This window comes from Kribbella sp. CA-247076, from assembly GCF_050942445.1.
Classification (GTDB): domain Bacteria; phylum Actinomycetota; class Actinomycetes; order Propionibacteriales; family Kribbellaceae; genus Kribbella.
The window spans coordinates 3,360,361-3,376,612 of the sequence record NZ_CP192051.1; the positions used below are offsets into that span (position 1 = coordinate 3,360,361).

Consider the following 16,252-nt stretch of genomic DNA (forward strand, 5'->3'; position numbering starts at 1 on the left):
CGCAGATGAGTCTGTTGCGGAAGAAGACGATCGAGCAGTCGATCGCCGACACCGACGAGCCGGAGTACCAGCTCAAGAAACGCCTCACTGCCGTCGACCTGACGGTCTTCGGGATCGGCGTCATCATCGGTGCCGGCATCTTCACGCTGACCGGCCGGGCGGCCAAGACCTACGCCGGGCCGGGGATCGCGCTCTCGTTCGTCCTCGCCGCGGTGTGCTGCGCCCTGGCCGCGCTGTGCTACGCCGAGTTCTCGTCCACGGTGCCGGTGTCCGGGTCGGCGTACACCTTCTCGTACTTCTCCCTCGGTGAGATCTTCGCCTGGATCATCGGCTGGGACCTGCTGCTGGAGTTGATGCTCGGGGCAAGCGTCGTGGCCCAGGGCTGGTCGACGTACGCCGCCTTGTTCCTCGAACAGATCGGACTGAGCTGGCCCGAGTCGATCGGGCCGGACAGCAGCGTGAACGTGCTCGCGATGCTGCTGGTGCTCGTGCTGGCGACGCTGGCGACGATCGGGATCAAGGAGTCGCTGCGGGTCAACCTGGCGCTGGTCGCGGTCAAGCTGTTCGTCGTGCTGTTCGTGATCGTGGCCGGCCTGTTCTACATCAAGGGTGAGAACCTGTCGCCGTTCATCCCGCCGAGCGTGCCGTCGGAGAGCGGTGAGGTCACCATCACCACCCCGCTGTTCCAGGCGCTGTTCGGGTTCACGCCGTCGACGTTCGGGGTGATGGGGATCATCTCCGGTGCGTCGCTGGTGTTCTTCGCGTTCATCGGGTTCGACGTGGTCGCGACCACCGCCGAGGAGGCGAAGAATCCGCAGCGCGACCTGCCCCGCGGCATCATCGGCTCGCTGGCGATCTGCACCGTCCTCTACGTGCTGGTCTGCATCGTGATCACCGGCATGATCAACTACACCGAGATCAACAGCGAGGCCGCCCTGGCGGAGGCGTTCCGCTCCGTCGGCCGGCCGAGTTTCGCGACCCTGATCTCCGCCGGCGCGGTCGCCGGTCTGACCACGGTCGTGCTGACGCTGATGATCGGTGCCGCCCGGGTGGTCTTCGCGATGAGCCGCGACCACCTGGTCCCGCGGGAGCTCGGCAAGACGCACGCGAAGTGGGGTACGCCGTACCGCCTGACCATCGGGATCGGCATCCTGGTCGCGATCGTGGCCGGCGTCACCCCGATCGGCAAGCTCGAGGAGATGGTGAACATCGGCACGCTGGCCGCGTTCACCATGGTCTCGATCGCCGTACCGCTGCTGCGCCGCCGCCGGCCGGACATCCAGCGGTCCTTCCGGGTGCCGGGGAACCCGGTGATCCCGATCCTGGCCGCGCTGATCTGCATCTACCTGATGCTGAACCTGTCGCTGGAGACCTGGCTGCGGTTCGCGATCTGGATGGCGCTCGGCTTCGTCATCTACTTCCTCTACGGCTACCGCAGGAGCCGCGTCGGCCACGAGGAACGCACCGGGGAATCCACCCGCGCGTGATCCACTCCAGGGTCGGCCGGCGGTAGGATCCGTCAGCCGACCACTGGAGGGGAACGAGATGAAGCACCCGCGACGCCTGCTCGCAGGCGTCGCCGCGCTGGCGCTGGCGGCCACGTTCGGCGTGGTCGCCGTACGCCTGCAGCAGGGCGGCTCGACGGTCGGCAGCAGCGCGGCGGCGGTCAAGGCCACGGCCACGCCGGGTCAGCTGACCGACGCGCAGAAGGTGGCCCGGAAGAGCGCGGTCGACGCACTCCTCGCGAAGCGGGGTGCCGCGGTGCTCAAGGGTGACCTGAACGGTTTCCTCGCGATCGTCGACCCGAAGCAGCCGCAACTGGTCGCCCGGCAGACGATGCTGTTCACCAACCTGCGCAAGTTCGACTTCCACGCGCTGACGTACTTCGTCGCCGACGAGCGGCCGTCGAAGGTCCTGATCGCCAAGTACGGCGCCGAGACGTTCTCGACCCGGGTGATGATGCGCTACCAGCTGACCGGGCTGGACCGGAAGCCCGTGCAGACCGACCTTGGCTACGCCTTCGTCCAGCGGGCCGGGGGCTGGGTGCTGGTCGAGGACAGCGCGATCGAGGAGACGCTCAGCCCGGACGGGCACCGGCAGCCGTGGGACTTCCAGGAGATCGCCGTGATCAAGAGCGGCAAGGTCCTCGTGGTCGTCGACAAGGGCGAGCAGGCGCTCGGCCGGAAGATCGCGAAGGTGTCCCAGGGCGCGGTCGACGGTGTCCAGCGGCACTGGCGGCGGCCCTGGAGCGGGGCCGTGATGGTGGTCGCGATGTCGGAGCCGCGGGTGATGGCCACGGTCTGGACCTCCGGCAGCGGGTACGGCTGGACCATCGCGGCGAAGGCGGTGTCCCTGTACGACGGTGACCCGTGGGCGCAGAAGGCGGTCCCGCCGGTCAGCAGCCGGATCGTGGTCAACCCGGCCGTCCGCTCGAAGCTCGACCAGGATCTGCTCGTGCACGAGATGACGCACGTCGCGACCCTGCAGCTCGGCGTCAAGACCCCGATCTGGCTGGTCGAGGGCATCGCGGAGTACGTCCGCTGCGCCTCGATCGAGGACGATCCGCACTGGACCGTCGACCCCTATCGCACGACGGTCCGGACGAAGTACCTGCCCTCGATGAAGGTGCTGCCGGCGCAGGCCGAGTTCGACGCCGCCGGCGACAAGTCCTACGGCCAGAGCTGGTGGATCACGGCGTACCTGGTCGACGAACTGGGGGAGAAGGGCGTCGCGGCCCTCTACACCGACCTCGCCCGGAACAACACCAGCCAGGCCAGGTACGCCGCCATCCTCGAGAAGCACACGGGGAAGACGGCGTCCCAGCTGGTGGCCGCCGTGAAGAAGTACAAAGGCTGACTCAGCGGGTGCCGGTGACGACCAGCATCTCGCAGGGGCCCGTGAAGCCCGTGGGAGATTCGAACTGGGTCAATTGGTCGGTGATCTCCTGCCAGGTCGCTGTCTTCGCGTCCTCGTCCAACGTCGACAGCATCTGGTGGAGAGCACCGAACGACTCCCGCTCGAAGCGGACGCAGTCGGCGGCGGTGGGCAGCCGGAGCGGCGCCGGCACGACGTCGACGGTGACGTCGCGGAACCCGGCGGTGGTGAACGCTTCCTCTGCGACGCCCGGGCTGCCCAGGCTGAACGGACCGGGCTGGCCGGGTGCCGGCGGCGGGAGCTGCGCGCGGCGGCGGATGATTCCGGCCGGAATCGAGAAGAAGCCGTTGCGATCCGGAGTCGAGTAGACCACCGCCGAGAATCGCCCGCCCGACCGGAGCGCCCGCCGGATCCCGCCGAGCGCGGCTTGCTGGTCGGGGAAGTAGATCAGGCCGACACGCGAGATCGCCGCGTCGAACGCACCCTCGTCGACGGCCGACAGGTTCTCGCCGTCAGCCTCCAGCGTGGTCACGTTCGGCAATCCGGCCTCGGCCGCCACGCGCGCGGCGTACTCCAGGATGGCCGGCGAGATGTCGGTCGCGAGCACCCGGCCGTCGGCACCGGCCAGTCGTGCGGCCGCGAGGGTCTGTCCGCCCGCACCGGCAGCGACGTCGAGGACGCGAGCGCCGGCACCGATGCCGGCGGCCGAGAGCATCGCCTCGGTGGCGTCGCCGAGCCAGTTCTCGATGGTCGGGCCCCAGCGGTGCCAGGCCTCGGCGGCCGCCTCCCACTGGGCGCGGGTGGTCTGCTTGTAGGCGTTCGGGTCGAATGTGACGGTCATGGTCCCCTCCGGTTCTGAGGGTTCCATCCCAGCAGCGGCCCAGGCGGGCGTCCTAGTACACGTTCTGGACTCAACTGGTACAAGTCCTGGACTCCGGGCGCACAATGAGCCATGCGTGACTACGGCCAGTACTGCCCGGTCGCCCTCGCCAGCGAGGTCCTGGCCGACCGGTGGACACCTCTGATCGTCCGCGAACTGGTTCTCGGGAGCCGGCGGTTCAACGACATCGACCGCGGTCTGCCCGGCATCTCGCGCACCCTGCTCAAGCAACGCCTGAACCATCTGGAGCGCAAGGGTGTGCTGGAGCTGGTCCCGGTGGCCCGCGGCCACGAGTACCAGCTCACCCCGGCCGGCCGTGATCTCGAGCGCGTGATCATGGCCATTGGCGAGTGGGCGGTGCGGTGGATGTTCAGCGAACCGCAGCCACGGGAGGTCGATCCGGTCACGCTGACCTGGTGGATGTCGCGCCGGGTCGACACCGGACAGCTTCCCGGGCAGCGGGTGACCGTCGAGTTCGACTACCGCGGCGACGACCCGACCCGGATCTGGCTGATCCTCGACCGACAGGAAGCCTCGGTGTGCACCGAGTACCCCGGGTTCGACTCCGACGTCATCGTCACCACCCAGCCGGTGCACCTGATGCGCGTCTTCTCCGGCATCGTCAGCCTGTCCGAGGCGACCGCGCAGGGCATTGTCGCGCTGAGCGGTCCACCGCGGTTGCTGAAGGCCCTGCCGTCGTGGTTCCTGTGGAGCCCGTTCGCGCCGGCCGTCCGGGAGCAGATCGGGTAGCCCGGCGGAGTGCTGGGGGCCGGAGCGGGCTTCCGGCTCCGCACCGACCCCCAGCGGTCCAGGTCAGGCCGGACTCGCGACGCCCTTGGGGAGGAAGCGGGCGCCGGTGACCTTCTCGGAGATCCCGGTGCGGTCCAGGTACGGCGTGATGCCGCCGAGGTGGAACGGCCAGCCGGCGCCGAGCAGCAGGCACAGGTCGATGTCCTGCGCCTCGGCGACCACGCCCTCGTCGAGCATGATCCGGATCTCCTCGGCCAGCGCGGTCAGCACCCGGGTGCGGAGCTCGTCGGCCGTGGACGGCGTGTCGCCGACGCTCACCAGCGCCTCGACCTCCGGGTCCACCACCGGCTTGCCCTCGGCCCAGAGATAGAACGAGCTCTTGCCCGCGGCCACCACCTTGGCCAGGTTCGCCGAGACCGCGAACCGGTCCGGGTAGGCCCGGTTCATCGTCTCCGCGACGTGCAGCGCGACCGGCAGACCGACCAGTTGCAGCAGCACGAACGGCGGCATCGGCAGCCCGAGCGCGGACAGCGCCTTGTCCGCCTCCGGGATCGGCGTACCCTCGTCGACCGCCGCGCTGACCTCGCCCAGGAACCGCGTGAGCAGCCGGTTGACCACGAACGCCGGGGCGTCCTTCACCAGCACGCAGGACTTCTTCAGCGTCTTGCCGACCGCGAAGGCCGTCGCCAGCGAGGCGTCGTCGGTCCGGTCCGCGCGGACGATCTCCAGCAGCGGCAGCACCGCGACCGGGTTGAAGAAGTGGAAGCCGACCACGCGCTCGGGGTGCTGCAGGTCCGCGGCCATCTCGGTCACCGACAGGGACGACGTGTTCGTCGCCAGGACGGCGTCCGCCCGGACGATCTTCTCCAGGTCGGCGAAAATCGTCTTCTTCAGCTGCAGCTCCTCGAACACGGCCTCGATCACGAAGTCGGCGTCCGCGAACACCTGCCGGTCGACCGAACCGGTAACGAGCGCCTTCAGCTGGTTCGCCTTGTCCGTCCGGATCCGGCCCTTGCCGAGCAGCTTGTCGATCTCGCCGTGCACGTACCCGACGCCGCGGTCCACGCGCTCCTGGTCCAGGTCCGTCAGCACGACCGGAACCTCGAGCCGCCGGACGAACAGCAGGGCCAGCTGACCCGCCATCAGGCCCGCACCGATCACCCCGACCTTGGTGACCGGCCTGGCCAGCGACTTGTCCGGCGCGCCGGCCGGACGCTTCGCCCGCTTGTTGACCAGGTCGAACGCGTAGAGCCCGCTGCGCAGCTCCTCGCTCATGATCAGGTCGGCCAGCGCCTCGTCCTCGGCCGCGAAACCGCGCTCGCGGTCGTTGTCCTTGGCGGCCGCGATCAGCTCGAGCGCCCGGTACGGCGCCGGCGCCGCCCCGCTCACCTTGACGTCGGCGAACGCCCGGCCGCGGGCCACGGCCGCGTCCCAGGCGTCGCCACGGTCGATCTCCGCCCGCTCGACCGTGATCTCACCGGTGAGCACCTTGCTCGCCCACAGCAGCGACTGCTCGAGGAAGTCCGCCGACTCCAGCAGTACGTCGCCGATGCCGAGCTTCACCGCCTCCGGGCCGCTGAGCATCTTGTTCTGGTTCAGCGCGTTCTCGACCACGACCTTGACCGCGTGGTCGGCGCCGATCAGGTTCGGTAGCAGGAAGTTGCCGCCCCAGCCCGGGATCAGGCCGAGGAACACCTCCGGCGTCGACAGCATGCCGGCCGCCACCGAGACCGTCCGGTAGGTGGCGTGCAGCGCGACCTCGAGCCCGCCGCCGAGCGCGACGCCGTTCACGAACGCGAACGACGGCTTGCCGCCGTCGACGAGCTTGCGCATCACGCCGTGCCCGATCCGGCCGAGCGTCAGCGCCTGCTCCCGGTCGGTCAGCTTGGGTACGCCGGTCAGGTCGGCGCCGGCGGCCAGGATGAACGGCTTGCCGGTGACCCCGATCGCGACGATCTCGTCGCGGGCGAGCGCGTCGTCGACGGCGGCGTTCAGCGACGCCAGCCCCTTCGGGCCGAAGGTGTTCGGCTTGGTGTGGTCGTGCCCGTTGTCGAGCGTGATCAGCGCCATCACGCCGGCCTTGCCGGGGAGGACGACGTCCCGCGAGTGCGCGACCGTGACGACCTCGTCGTCCGACAGCGCGACCGCCTGGTCGAGCAGTTCCTGCAGGCTCACTTCTGACCCTCCCAGTTCGGGTTCTCCCAGATGACCGTTCCGCCCATGCCGAGGCCGACGCACATCGTGGTCAGGCCGTACCGGACCTCCGGGCGCTGCTCGAACTGCGTGGCCAGCTGGTTCATCAGCCGGACGCCCGACGACGCCAGCGGGTGCCCGTAGGCGATCGCACCGCCGTACGGGTTGACCCGGGGGTCGTCGTCGGCGATGCCGTAGTGCTCGAGGAACGCCAGCACCTGGACGGCGAACGCCTCGTTCACCTCGAAGGCCTGGATGTCGTCGATCGTCAGCCCGGCCAGCTTCAGCGCCTTCTCGGTCGCCGGCACCGGGCCGACGCCCATCACCTCGGGCTCGACCCCGGCGAAGCCGTACGAGACCAGCGTCATCTTCGGGGTCAGGCCGAGCTCCGCGGCGGCCTCGGCGGAGGCGAGCACGCAGGCGGTCGCACCGTCGTTGATGCCGGCCGAGTTGCCGGCGGTCACCCGGCCGTGCGGGCGGAACGGCGTCTTCAGGCCGGCCAGGTCCTCGACCGTCGTCCCGGGACGCATCGGCTCGTCGGTGGTGGCGTAGCCCCAGCCCTGCTCGGCCGAACGGGTCGCGACCGGCACCAGGCCGGGCTGGATCAGGTCGTTCGCGTACGCCTTGGCCGCGCGCTCCTGGGAGGCCGCGGCGAACGCGTCCGCGCGCTGCTTGGTGATCGTCGGGAAGCGGTCGTGCAGGTTCTCCGCCGTCGACCCCATCACCAGGGCGGAGGTGTCGACCAGCTTCTCCGAGATGATCCGCGGGTTCGGGTCGACGCCCTCACCCATCGGGTGCCGGCCCATGTGCTCCACGCCGCCGGCCACGACCACGTCGTACGCGCCGAAGGCGATCCCGGCGGCGGTGGTGGTGACGGCCGTCATCGCGCCCGCGCACATCCGGTCGATGGCGTAGCCGGGGGTGGTGTTCGGCAGGCCGGCCAGCAGGGCCGCGGTCCGGCCGATGGTCAGCCCCTGGTCGCCGATCTGGGTGGTGGCCGCGATCGCGACCTCGTCCACCCGCTCCGGCGGGAGCTCCGGGTTCCGCCGCAGCAGCTCCCGGATGCACTTGATCACCAGGTCGTCGGCGCGCGTCTCGGCGTACTGGCCCTTGGCCTTGCCGAACGGGGTGCGAACGCCGTCGACGAACACGACATCGCGGATCTCACGGGGCACGAGGGCCCTCCTCTGGGGTCGGGAAAGCTATTCTGATGCTACCCGTGGGTAACAGAACACCCAAAGCACCCCTGGTTGTGCGGCTGCTCACACACCAGAACCGGGTGGTCACGCAGGCGCTGACCCGTGGCGAACGCGGCCGAATCGGCGCATGCTGGTGGCAGGTAGCTATGGGGAGCCGTTCTATGAACAACCTTGATCTCGCCGTACCGGTCCTGAGCCGGGGCAAGCACCGCAATCCGCGCAAAGGCGCCTGCTTCATGGAGTTCGCCTCCTACCTGGCAGGCGAGCCGTGGTCGGACCACCCGTCCTGCACCCACCCGCTGCTGGCCGGGGTCGCGCGGGACGTCAACGACTGCACGACCGACGCCGGCCGTTCCCGGCTGGCCCCGTTGATCCCGTCGGTGATCGGGCTGACGCCGGACGACCCGCACGTCGTACCGCGGGTCACGGCGGTGTGCATCCAGCACGCGCTGCCGATCGTGTCGCAGGAGCGGCAGTACATCCTCGCGGTGGCGCTGCTGGTGGGGGAGAAGCACCTGGCCGCGCTGGACGGGCGACCGGTCAACGACCTCGAGCCCGCGTCCCGGACCGCTCTGGAGTCGGTGCCGGCCGCGGCGAAGTGGGCGCGCTCCTTCACCTCCAGGGCACACCGGGGTACGCCGGACTTCGCGAAGCGGACCGCCCCGCGGGCCGTGTCCTGCGCCGTGGAAGGGATCTCGCAGGCCTGCGTGCCGGACCCGGACGACCGGCTGTACCGGCTGCTCACGGCGGCGATCGACGAGTGCAAGGCCTGGATGCCCATGCCCATGCCGATGCCCGCCCCGGCGCCGGTCCAGGAGCAGCGCGTCGACGTCGTCTAGCGACCAGTAGGCTTCATCGTGTGACGTTGGAGATCGATACCGGTTCAGGGTTGATGCCAATCCACGAGTGGAATCCCGAGGGCGACGGACCGGGGTTGCTGCTCCTGCAGGAGATCTTCGGCGTCTCCGAGTACATCGAGCAGCGGGCAGCGGACCTGGCCGCCCTCGGGTACTCCGTGATCGCGCCGGAGATCTACTGGCGGCTCGACGACACCGAGCTGGACGAGTCCGACCCGGACCTGCTCGAGAAGGCGATGGCGCTCGTCGGCCGGCTCGACTGGGATCAGGCCGTCGCCGACTCGGTCGCCGCGCTGGAGTACCTGCGGAGCCGTGACCGCGGCACTGGGATCGTCGGGTTCTGTTTCGGGGGCGGGCTCGGCTTCAACGTGGCCGCGCTGTCGCCGGCCGACGTACTGGTCAGCTACTACGGCTCGGCGCTGCCGCAGTTGCTGGAGCTCGCGCCGCAGGTGACCGCGGAGAGCCTGCACCACTTCGGCGACGAGGACGCCTACCTGCCGGTCGACGACGTGGTCTCCGCGCTGGAGAGTGGCGAGATCCACCGCTACCCCGGCGCCGGCCACGCGTTCGACAACCCCCTGCCCGCCTTCCACCACGCCGAGGCCTCCGAGCTGGCGTGGCGGCGTACTGTCGCGTTCCTGTCCCGCCACCTTCCGACCTCCCAAGGATCCGCATGAGCCTGTACGACATCCCGCTGACCACCCTCGCCGGCGCCACCACCTCGCTCGGCGAGTACAAGGGCAAGGCCGTCCTGATCGTGAACGTCGCCTCGAAGTGTGGGCTGACCCCGCAGTACGAGGGCCTGGAGACCCTGCAGAAGACGTACGGTGCGCGCGGCTTCACCGTGCTCGGGGCGCCGTGCAACCAGTTCGGCGGGCAGGAGCCGGGCACGTCGGAGGAGATCTCCACCTTCTGCTCGACGACGTACGGCGTGACGTTCCCGATGCTCGACAAGCTCGAGGTCAACGGCGAGCGCCGGCATCCGCTGTACGCCGAGCTCACGCAGACGCCGGACGCGGCCGGCGAGGCCGGTGACGTCCAGTGGAACTTCGAGAAGTTCCTGATCACCCCGGACGGCTCCATCGCCGCCCGCTTCCGCCCCGGCACCGAGCCTCAGTCACCCGACCTCGTCGAAGCCATCGAGTCCCAGCTCCGCGCCTGACCTCACTTCGACGCGGCGAACGCCTCCTCGTACTCCTTGCGGACCTCGTCGCCACCCTGCTTCCGCCAGCGCTCCATCGTCTCGCCCCAGGCCGAGAGCTCCTTGCGTCCTTGCAGGATGTCGGACAGGGCGTCGTCGGTCATCTTGGTGAGCGTGTTCCGCTTGCGCGACCACGTCTCCGAGTAGAGCGTGTCCGCCGGGTTGGCGAGCGTCATCGGCACCGCCTTGACCTGGTAGGCGTGCTCCTTCTTCGTCTCCTCGGGGTGACCTGGCTCGTACAGCGGCCAGGGCGCGTCGGCGATCCGGTAGAACTCGGCGGTGTGCTCGACCTCGCCCCGGCTGGTCAGGATCGGGTCGCCGTTGGTCATCGTGTAGTCGACGCCCTCCTTCCCGTACCGGTTGATCAGGTACTCCTGGGTGCCGAAGGGGGCGGCGAGGTAGTTCGCGACCCGGAGCATCAGCTTGACCCGCTCCTTGTCGTCGGTCTTCTTGAACACCGTCGTGCTGAACGACGGGACTCCGCGGGCCAGGTTCGGCGTCGAGCTCGCGTCGTACTTCGGCGGAAGCATGCCGTTCAGCTCGACCGGAGAGTTCGGCTTCAGGTACTGCGTCACGTACTGCGGCCAGGCGGAGTAGTTGTCGCTGACCATCACCACCCGCCCGCCGCCGAGCCAGTCCTTGAACGGCGCGCCCTGGGTGAAGGTGTCGGGGTGGAAGTAGCCGGCCTTGACCAGCTCCCGGGTGTCGCTGATCGCCTGCTCGGTCTGCTCCAGCTCGTTGACCGAGGTGAACTTCCCGCCGTCCTCCTGCCAGCCGACGGGTGCGCCCATCATCCGCAGCACGAGGTCGCGGACGCCGGTCCCCCCGTGGAAGGCCCACCGGTTGTTCTTCGGGTCGGTGACGGCCTTCGCGATCTCCTTGAACTCCGCGAACGTCGCCGGCGCTGCGTTGAGACCGAGTGACTTGAGGATGTCGACGCGCGTGTACCAGATCGAGCCGACCCGTTCGCGCGGGATCGGGATGCCGTAGATCCCGCCGTTGAACACCGTCGTCCGCCAGGACTCGGGCCGCAGGTTGGCCAGCATCGGGTAGTCCTTGACCGCGTCGCCGGACAGGAACTCGGTGAGGTCTTGGCACTTCGCCTTCATCAACTGCGGCAGGTTCGGCGTGTTCTGGATCATGGTGAAGTCCGGCAGCTCGCCGCTGAGAACGGTCGGCAGCTTGTCGGCGTAGTTCGAGTTCGGCACCATCTGCAGGTTGAGCGTGACGCCGAGCTTGTCGTTGATGTTGCGCCAGTACTCGTTCCGCGACGCCGGTGGCGGGATCGGCCGGAACTGCGAGATGAACGCGGTGAACTCCTCCTTGCCGGTGCCCGGCCGGTCCGGGATCCCGACGACGGGGTACGCCGGGTACCGCAGGAAGCCGGCCATCACGCCGTCCTTCGTCGGCGCGAGGTCGGGCTCGACACCCTGGTAGGGAATGTACGCCGGCAGCGCGACCCCGGCGTTCTGCTGTTGCTGCCCGCTGCCGGGGGAGGAGCTGGAGCAGGCGCTGAGGGCCGGGCCGGCGGCCGCGGCCGCCGCGGTTCCACCCACCAGCCGGAGGAGCGTTCGGCGGCTCAATGATGCGGACATGCGTTCTCCTTTCGAGGCCGGCGCGTCAGCCCTTGACGGCGCCGACCAGCACGCCCTTGGTGAAGTGGCGCTGCAGGAAGGGGTAGACGAGCAGGATGGGGACGAGCGAGATGACGAGAATCGCCATCTGGAGCGACTGGGCCGGCGGCAGCGCACCGGTCTCCGCGGACAGCTGCTCCGCGCCGAGCCTGGCGTTGTCGACGACGTACGTGCGCAGCACGAGCGGGAGCGGCAGCTTCGACGGGTCGTTGATGTAGAGCAGGGCGTTGAACCACGAGTTCCAGAACCCGACGGCGAAGAACAACCCGATGACGGCCATCGCGGCCTTCGACAACGGGAGGATGATCCGCACGAAGATCTGCAGGTCGTTGGCGCCGTCGATCCGGGCGGACTCCAGGATGTCCTGCGGCAGCCCCATCATGAACGAGCGCAGCACGATCACGGAGAACCCGGTGACCATCACCGGCAGGATCAGCGACCACCAGCTGTTGAGCAGGCCGAGCTGTTTGATCAGCAGGTAGTTCGGGATGATGCCGGGGCTGAACAGCATGGTGAGCAGGACGGTCATCAGGATCGGCTTGTGGGCGAAGGAGCCCGGCCGTGACAGCGAGTACGCCATCGCGGAGGTGGCGGTGAGGCCGAGCAGCGTTCCGACCACGGCGATGCCGACGCTGACGAGCAGCGCCCGGGCGACCACACCACCGGCGAGGATGGCGTGGTACGCCGACAGCGACGGGTTGTCGGGGAAGAGCACGTAGCCGCCGGTGTCGGTGATCTGCTGCTGGTCGGCGAGACTGGTCGAGACCACCGAGACGAACGGCATGACCACGAGCGCACAGGCGACGATCAGCACGATCGCCTTGAGGATCTGGGCAGGAACCGACGCAGGTGCCGCCGCGGGCGACCGGCCGCGGGTCGTCGTACGGGCTGTGGTGTTCATCGGGTCCGATACACTCCGTCCTCCCCGAAGAGGTGGGCGACCTTGTTCGCACCGAGGACCAGTGCGAGGCCGATGAGTCCCTTGACCAGGCCGACCGCGGCGCTGACGCCCCACTCGCCCTGCTGGAAGGCGTGGTGGTAGACGTAGGTGTCGAGGACCTCGGTCACCTCGGTGCCGGCGCCTTGCTGCAGCAGGATCTGTTCGAAGCCGACGCTGAGCGAGTCGCCGAGGCGCAGAATGCCGAGCAGGATGATCAGCGGGCGCAAGGCCGGCAACGTGACGTGCCACAGCTGGCGCATCGGTGAGGCGCCGTCGACAGCGGCGGCCTCGTACTGCTGCTGGTCGACCCGGGACAGCGCCGCCAGGAACAGGATCGTCCCCCACCCGGTGTCCTTCCAGATGACCTGCGAGGTGATCAGCGCGCGGAACGCGTCCGGGTTGCCGATGATCTCGATCGGCTCGAGGCCCTTCTGCCGCAGGTAGGTGTTGAGCAGTCCGGCGTTCCCGAGGATCTGCTGGAAGATCGCCACCACGATCACCCAGGAGAGGAAGTGCGGCATGTACAGCACGCTCTGCACGACGCGTTTGATCGGCTCGTACAGCAGGCTGTTCAGCACCAGGGCGAGGATGATCGGCGCCGGGAACACGAACGCGACCTGAAGCACCGTCAGGATCAGCGTGTTCTTCAGCGCGTTGAGTACTTCGGGGTCGCCGCTGAAGATCAGGGAGAAGTTCGACAGGCCGACCCAGGGACTCTGCTGGATGCCGAGGTACGGCTGGTAGTCCTTGAACGCGATCACGTTCCCGAGCAGTGGGACGTAGTGGAAGATCAGGAAGACCAGGAGGCCCGGCACCGCGAACACGAGCAGCCCCCAGTCCCGCTTGAGCCGGGCGAACCAGCTCGTCGGAGGTCCCTCGGACGCGGCCTGCGCCGACGTCGGCGCCGGCCTTCTATCGGTGGTCAGGGCCACGGTCAGCTCCTTCCCGCGGTAGGGCGGGCCGCTGTGTAACCGGCGTTGCGGTAGGCGGGGTCGGCGTCCGGGCCGTAGCCGAGAGCGGCGCGCCTGAGCCGGAAACGCTCGACCGACTCGCGGTACTGCGGCGCGTCGACGAAGTCCTGTCGCTCGGACGGATCCGCCTCGAGGTCGAACAGGACCTCCGGCATGGACTCGCCGTAGTACTGGTACTTGAGGCTGCCCTGCTTGATCATCAGGTTGGTGTCGCCGAAATGGGAGACCGACTCGTCCGGTCCGCTCACCGGCCCTCCGTCCAGCAACGGGACCAGGCTGCGGCTGTCCAGGTCGTCCGGTGCCGGATGTCCGGCCAGCTCGCACAGGGTCGCGTAGAGGTCGCACAGGTTGACGTTCGCGTCGGTGCGCCGGTGGCCGAAGCGGCGCGGCCAGCGGACGATCAGCGGCACCCGGACGCTCGCCTCGTAGAACTTCTGCTTCTCCCAGATGCCGTGCTGGCCCAGCATCTCGCCGTGGTCGGAGGTGTAGACGACGACCCAGTCGTCCAGGTCCTGGCCCTGGTGCTCCAGCGACCTGATCACCCGCCCGAACATCGCGTCGGCGTTCTCGACCATCGCGTAGTACGCCGCCGTGGCCCGGCGGATCTCGTCCTCGCCGGCGTCGATGCCAGGCCGGACCTGACGCTGCCGGAGGAACGGATGGTCCGACGGCGGTTCGTCCAGGTACGGCGTGACGCGGTTGAGGTAGTAGGTGAAGCGCTCGGCGTCGGCGAGGTACGGGTAGTGCGGCTGGTTCAGGCTGACCTTGAGCAGCACCGGCCGGCCGGGACTCGCCCGGTCGTAGTACGGATCGGTGAAGAACTCCTCGATGAAGTCCAGGGCGCCGGTCAAGGTGTACTCGTCCTGGGCGACCAGCGGCCCCCGGCCGATCCCGGCCCGCCGGACCTCCTTCGCGTCACTCCACTTCACGGTGCCCAGTGGCGGGACCCGCTCGGCGAACTCGGCGGCCGGGTCGGCGACGAAGTCCTGGCCGACGGTGATGTCGGACCCGATCCGGCGGGTCCAGCCCTGCATCTGGTCGATGCCCCGGTGGTGAAGCTTGCCGCAGGCAACTGTCGCGTAGCCGTGCCGCGCCAGCGTGCGCGCGAGGGTGTTGTGCCCTGGGGGCAGATCCTGCCCGTAGCGCAGGCAGCCGGTGGTGCGGGGCAGTTGCCCCGCCATCAGGCTCTGCCGGCCCGGAATGCAGACCGGTGACGGCGTGTAGGCGTTGTCGAAGACCACACCGGTCGCGGCCAGGTGGTCCAGAGTCGGCGTCCTGATCACCGGATCGCCGGCGAAGCCCGCCACGTCGTAGCGGTGCTCGTCGGACATCAGGAACAGGATGTTGGGACTCTTCTCGCGCATCGAGGTCACTTCTGCAACCTTCCTTAAGAAGATCTATTCATCGTGGCACCGGCACACGGGGTCGTCAACACCGAAGGAAAGATTCTGCCTTTTCTGTAAGGGATGTTGACGGCCGTCCACTGCGCCCGGATCATGAGGGGAAGCACTTCTTCAGACGGGTTGAGAAAGTGGGTCGCGTGCGACGTGTGAGGGACGAGCATCGGGCGCAGGTGCTCGGTCGGCTGCGGGCCGACGGCCCGTTGTCCAAGGCGGCGCTCGCTCGTGACCTAGGTCTGAGCGTGCCGACGATCTCGGAGATCCTGGCCGACTTCGAGGCCGAGGGTGTCGTCGTGCCGGTCAGTGAAGGCGCGTCGTCCGGTGGCCGCCGGCCGATCCTGTACGGCGTCCGCATGGACGGACTGCTGGCCGTCGGAGTGAGTGTCGGTCGGCAGCACATCTCGGCGGTGGTGTCGGACCTGTCTGGCCGGGTTCATGCCGAGGTGTCGGCGGACTGCGATCTCGCGGACGGACAGCGGCGGTTCGAACGGACGCTGGAACGCGTGGTCCGTCAGCTGCTGGCGCGGGTGGAGCGGCCGGACCGGGTGACCGGCCTCGGCGTCGCCGTGCCGACCCGGATGCAGCGGTCGCGGCCGGGGCTGTTCCTTCCGCAGCAGGCGCCGGACTGGACCGGTGTGGACCTGCACGCCTTCCTGGCCGAGCGGTTCCAGCTTCCGGTCGTCGCCGAGAACCGCGCGCACGCGGTGGCCGTCGGCGAGCATCTGTTCGGCGCCGGCCAGGGCGCGACCGACCTGCTGTGCCTGGTGCTGGACGAGGGTCTCGGTGGCGCGGTGATCACCGGCGGCCGGTTGTTCACCGGCGGCGACGGCGGGGCCGGAGCGGTCGGCCGGATGATCCTGGACCTGAGCGACGGCAACGGTGGCGTGACACCCGTCAAGGCCTCCGAGGTCGTCGGTGCCGCGGGCATCGCCCGCGCGGCCGTCGCCCGCCTCCGCGAGTCCCGACGCAGGCGCCTCGGTGGTGTGCCGTTGTCGGCCGTCGACGCCGACGTCGTCATCGACGAGGCGCTGGCGGGCGATCTGACCATGGCCGACGTACTGGCCGGCACCGGCCGCAGCCTGGGTGCGGTCGTCGCGGCGACCCTGTGCGTGACGGACTCGCCGCTGGTGGTGCTGTGCGGTTCGACGATGCGGGCAGGAGAGCTCGTCGTCGGTCCGTTGCGCGAGGTCACCGACCGGCGGCTGCCGTTCGCGCCGCCGGTGATCCGGCTCGGTCGCCTCGGTGCCCGGGGCGGTGCGCTCGGCGCGGCCGCGCTCGTACTCACCGACATGCTCGGCACGGTCGGGGACCCGATCTCACCGGTTCAGGAGACCACGAGGACGCGGTAGCGGC

At 69.2% G+C, this 16,252-nt stretch carries 14 protein-coding genes; 7 read left to right on the forward strand and 7 right to left on the reverse strand.

What is annotated here, in order from left to right; genetic code table 11:
* Nucleotides 1-5 precede the first annotated feature (5 nt).
* Nucleotides 6-1,487 (forward strand): amino acid permease, encoded by a 1,482-nt coding sequence (locus tag ACQPYZ_RS15880; RefSeq protein ID WP_433168863.1) that lies wholly within the window; start codon nt 6-8, stop codon nt 1,485-1,487.
* A 58-nt stretch (nt 1,488-1,545) separates the two neighbouring features.
* On the forward strand, nt 1,546-2,856 hold the full coding sequence (locus ACQPYZ_RS15885) for a peptidase MA family metallohydrolase (RefSeq protein WP_433168865.1): 1,311 nt from the start codon (nt 1,546-1,548) through the stop codon (nt 2,854-2,856).
* 1 nt (nt 2,857) lies between these two features.
* Here the strand turns inward: ACQPYZ_RS15885 and ACQPYZ_RS15890 are convergent, their stop codons facing one another.
* On the reverse strand, nt 2,858-3,715 hold the full coding sequence (locus ACQPYZ_RS15890; RefSeq protein ID WP_433168867.1) for a class I SAM-dependent methyltransferase: 858 nt from the start codon (nt 3,713-3,715) through the stop codon (nt 2,858-2,860).
* 111 nt (nt 3,716-3,826) lie between these two features.
* Here ACQPYZ_RS15890 and ACQPYZ_RS15895 point away from each other — a divergent pair, with 111 nt between their 5' ends.
* Complete coding sequence (locus ACQPYZ_RS15895) at nt 3,827-4,504, forward strand: winged helix-turn-helix transcriptional regulator (RefSeq protein ID WP_433168869.1); 678 nt, start codon at nt 3,827-3,829, stop codon at nt 4,502-4,504.
* Between the two features lie 63 nt (nt 4,505-4,567).
* Here ACQPYZ_RS15895 and ACQPYZ_RS15900 read toward each other — a convergent pair whose 3' ends face one another.
* A complete protein-coding gene (locus ACQPYZ_RS15900) occupies nt 4,568-6,679 on the reverse strand; it encodes a 3-hydroxyacyl-CoA dehydrogenase NAD-binding domain-containing protein (RefSeq protein WP_433168871.1) in 2,112 nt (703 codons plus the stop codon).
* Complete coding sequence (locus ACQPYZ_RS15905; RefSeq protein ID WP_433168873.1) at nt 6,676-7,872, reverse strand: thiolase family protein; 1,197 nt, start codon at nt 7,870-7,872, stop codon at nt 6,676-6,678. The genes ACQPYZ_RS15900 and ACQPYZ_RS15905 overlap by 4 nt, the downstream gene beginning before the upstream one ends.
* 185 nt (nt 7,873-8,057) lie before the next feature.
* On the opposite strand from ACQPYZ_RS15905, the gene ACQPYZ_RS15910 reads away from it, so the two are divergent.
* Genes ACQPYZ_RS15910 through ACQPYZ_RS15920 form a run of 3 tightly spaced genes read left to right on the forward strand, consistent with a single transcriptional unit; the run spans nt 8,058 to nt 9,915 of the window.
* The gene (locus ACQPYZ_RS15910; RefSeq protein ID WP_433168875.1) at nt 8,058-8,735 is read left to right on the forward strand and encodes a hypothetical protein; all 678 of its coding nucleotides are present in this window, start codon (nt 8,058-8,060) and stop codon (nt 8,733-8,735) included.
* 53 nt (nt 8,736-8,788) lie between these two features.
* On the forward strand, nt 8,789-9,430 hold the full coding sequence (locus ACQPYZ_RS15915; protein ID WP_433168876.1) for a dienelactone hydrolase family protein: 642 nt from the start codon (nt 8,789-8,791) through the stop codon (nt 9,428-9,430).
* The gene (locus ACQPYZ_RS15920; protein WP_433168878.1) at nt 9,427-9,915 is read left to right on the forward strand and encodes a glutathione peroxidase; all 489 of its coding nucleotides are present in this window, start codon (nt 9,427-9,429) and stop codon (nt 9,913-9,915) included. Before ACQPYZ_RS15915 ends, ACQPYZ_RS15920 begins: the two co-directional genes overlap by 4 nt.
* A 2-nt stretch (nt 9,916-9,917) precedes the next feature.
* On the opposite strand, the gene ACQPYZ_RS15925 is transcribed toward ACQPYZ_RS15920, so the two are convergent.
* Genes ACQPYZ_RS15925 through ACQPYZ_RS15940 form a run of 4 tightly spaced genes read right to left on the reverse strand, consistent with a single transcriptional unit; the run spans nt 9,918 to nt 14,863 of the window.
* The gene (locus ACQPYZ_RS15925) at nt 9,918-11,549 is read right to left on the reverse strand and encodes an extracellular solute-binding protein (protein WP_433168880.1); all 1,632 of its coding nucleotides are present in this window, start codon (nt 11,547-11,549) and stop codon (nt 9,918-9,920) included.
* 25 nt (nt 11,550-11,574) lie between these two features.
* A complete protein-coding gene (locus ACQPYZ_RS15930; RefSeq protein ID WP_433168882.1) occupies nt 11,575-12,489 on the reverse strand; it encodes a carbohydrate ABC transporter permease in 915 nt (304 codons plus the stop codon).
* Entirely contained in the window at nt 12,486-13,460 is a 975-nt protein-coding gene (locus ACQPYZ_RS15935; RefSeq protein ID WP_433168884.1) for an ABC transporter permease, read from the reverse strand. The genes ACQPYZ_RS15930 and ACQPYZ_RS15935 overlap by 4 nt, the downstream gene beginning before the upstream one ends.
* Nucleotides 13,461-13,462: 2 nt before the next feature.
* The gene (locus tag ACQPYZ_RS15940) at nt 13,463-14,863 is read right to left on the reverse strand and encodes a sulfatase-like hydrolase/transferase (RefSeq protein ID WP_433168886.1); all 1,401 of its coding nucleotides are present in this window, start codon (nt 14,861-14,863) and stop codon (nt 13,463-13,465) included.
* Between the two features lie 176 nt (nt 14,864-15,039).
* Between ACQPYZ_RS15940 and ACQPYZ_RS15945 the strand changes: the two genes are divergently transcribed.
* On the forward strand, nt 15,040-16,248 hold the full coding sequence (locus ACQPYZ_RS15945) for an ROK family transcriptional regulator (RefSeq protein WP_433168888.1): 1,209 nt from the start codon (nt 15,040-15,042) through the stop codon (nt 16,246-16,248).
* Nucleotides 16,249-16,252 lie beyond the last annotated feature (4 nt).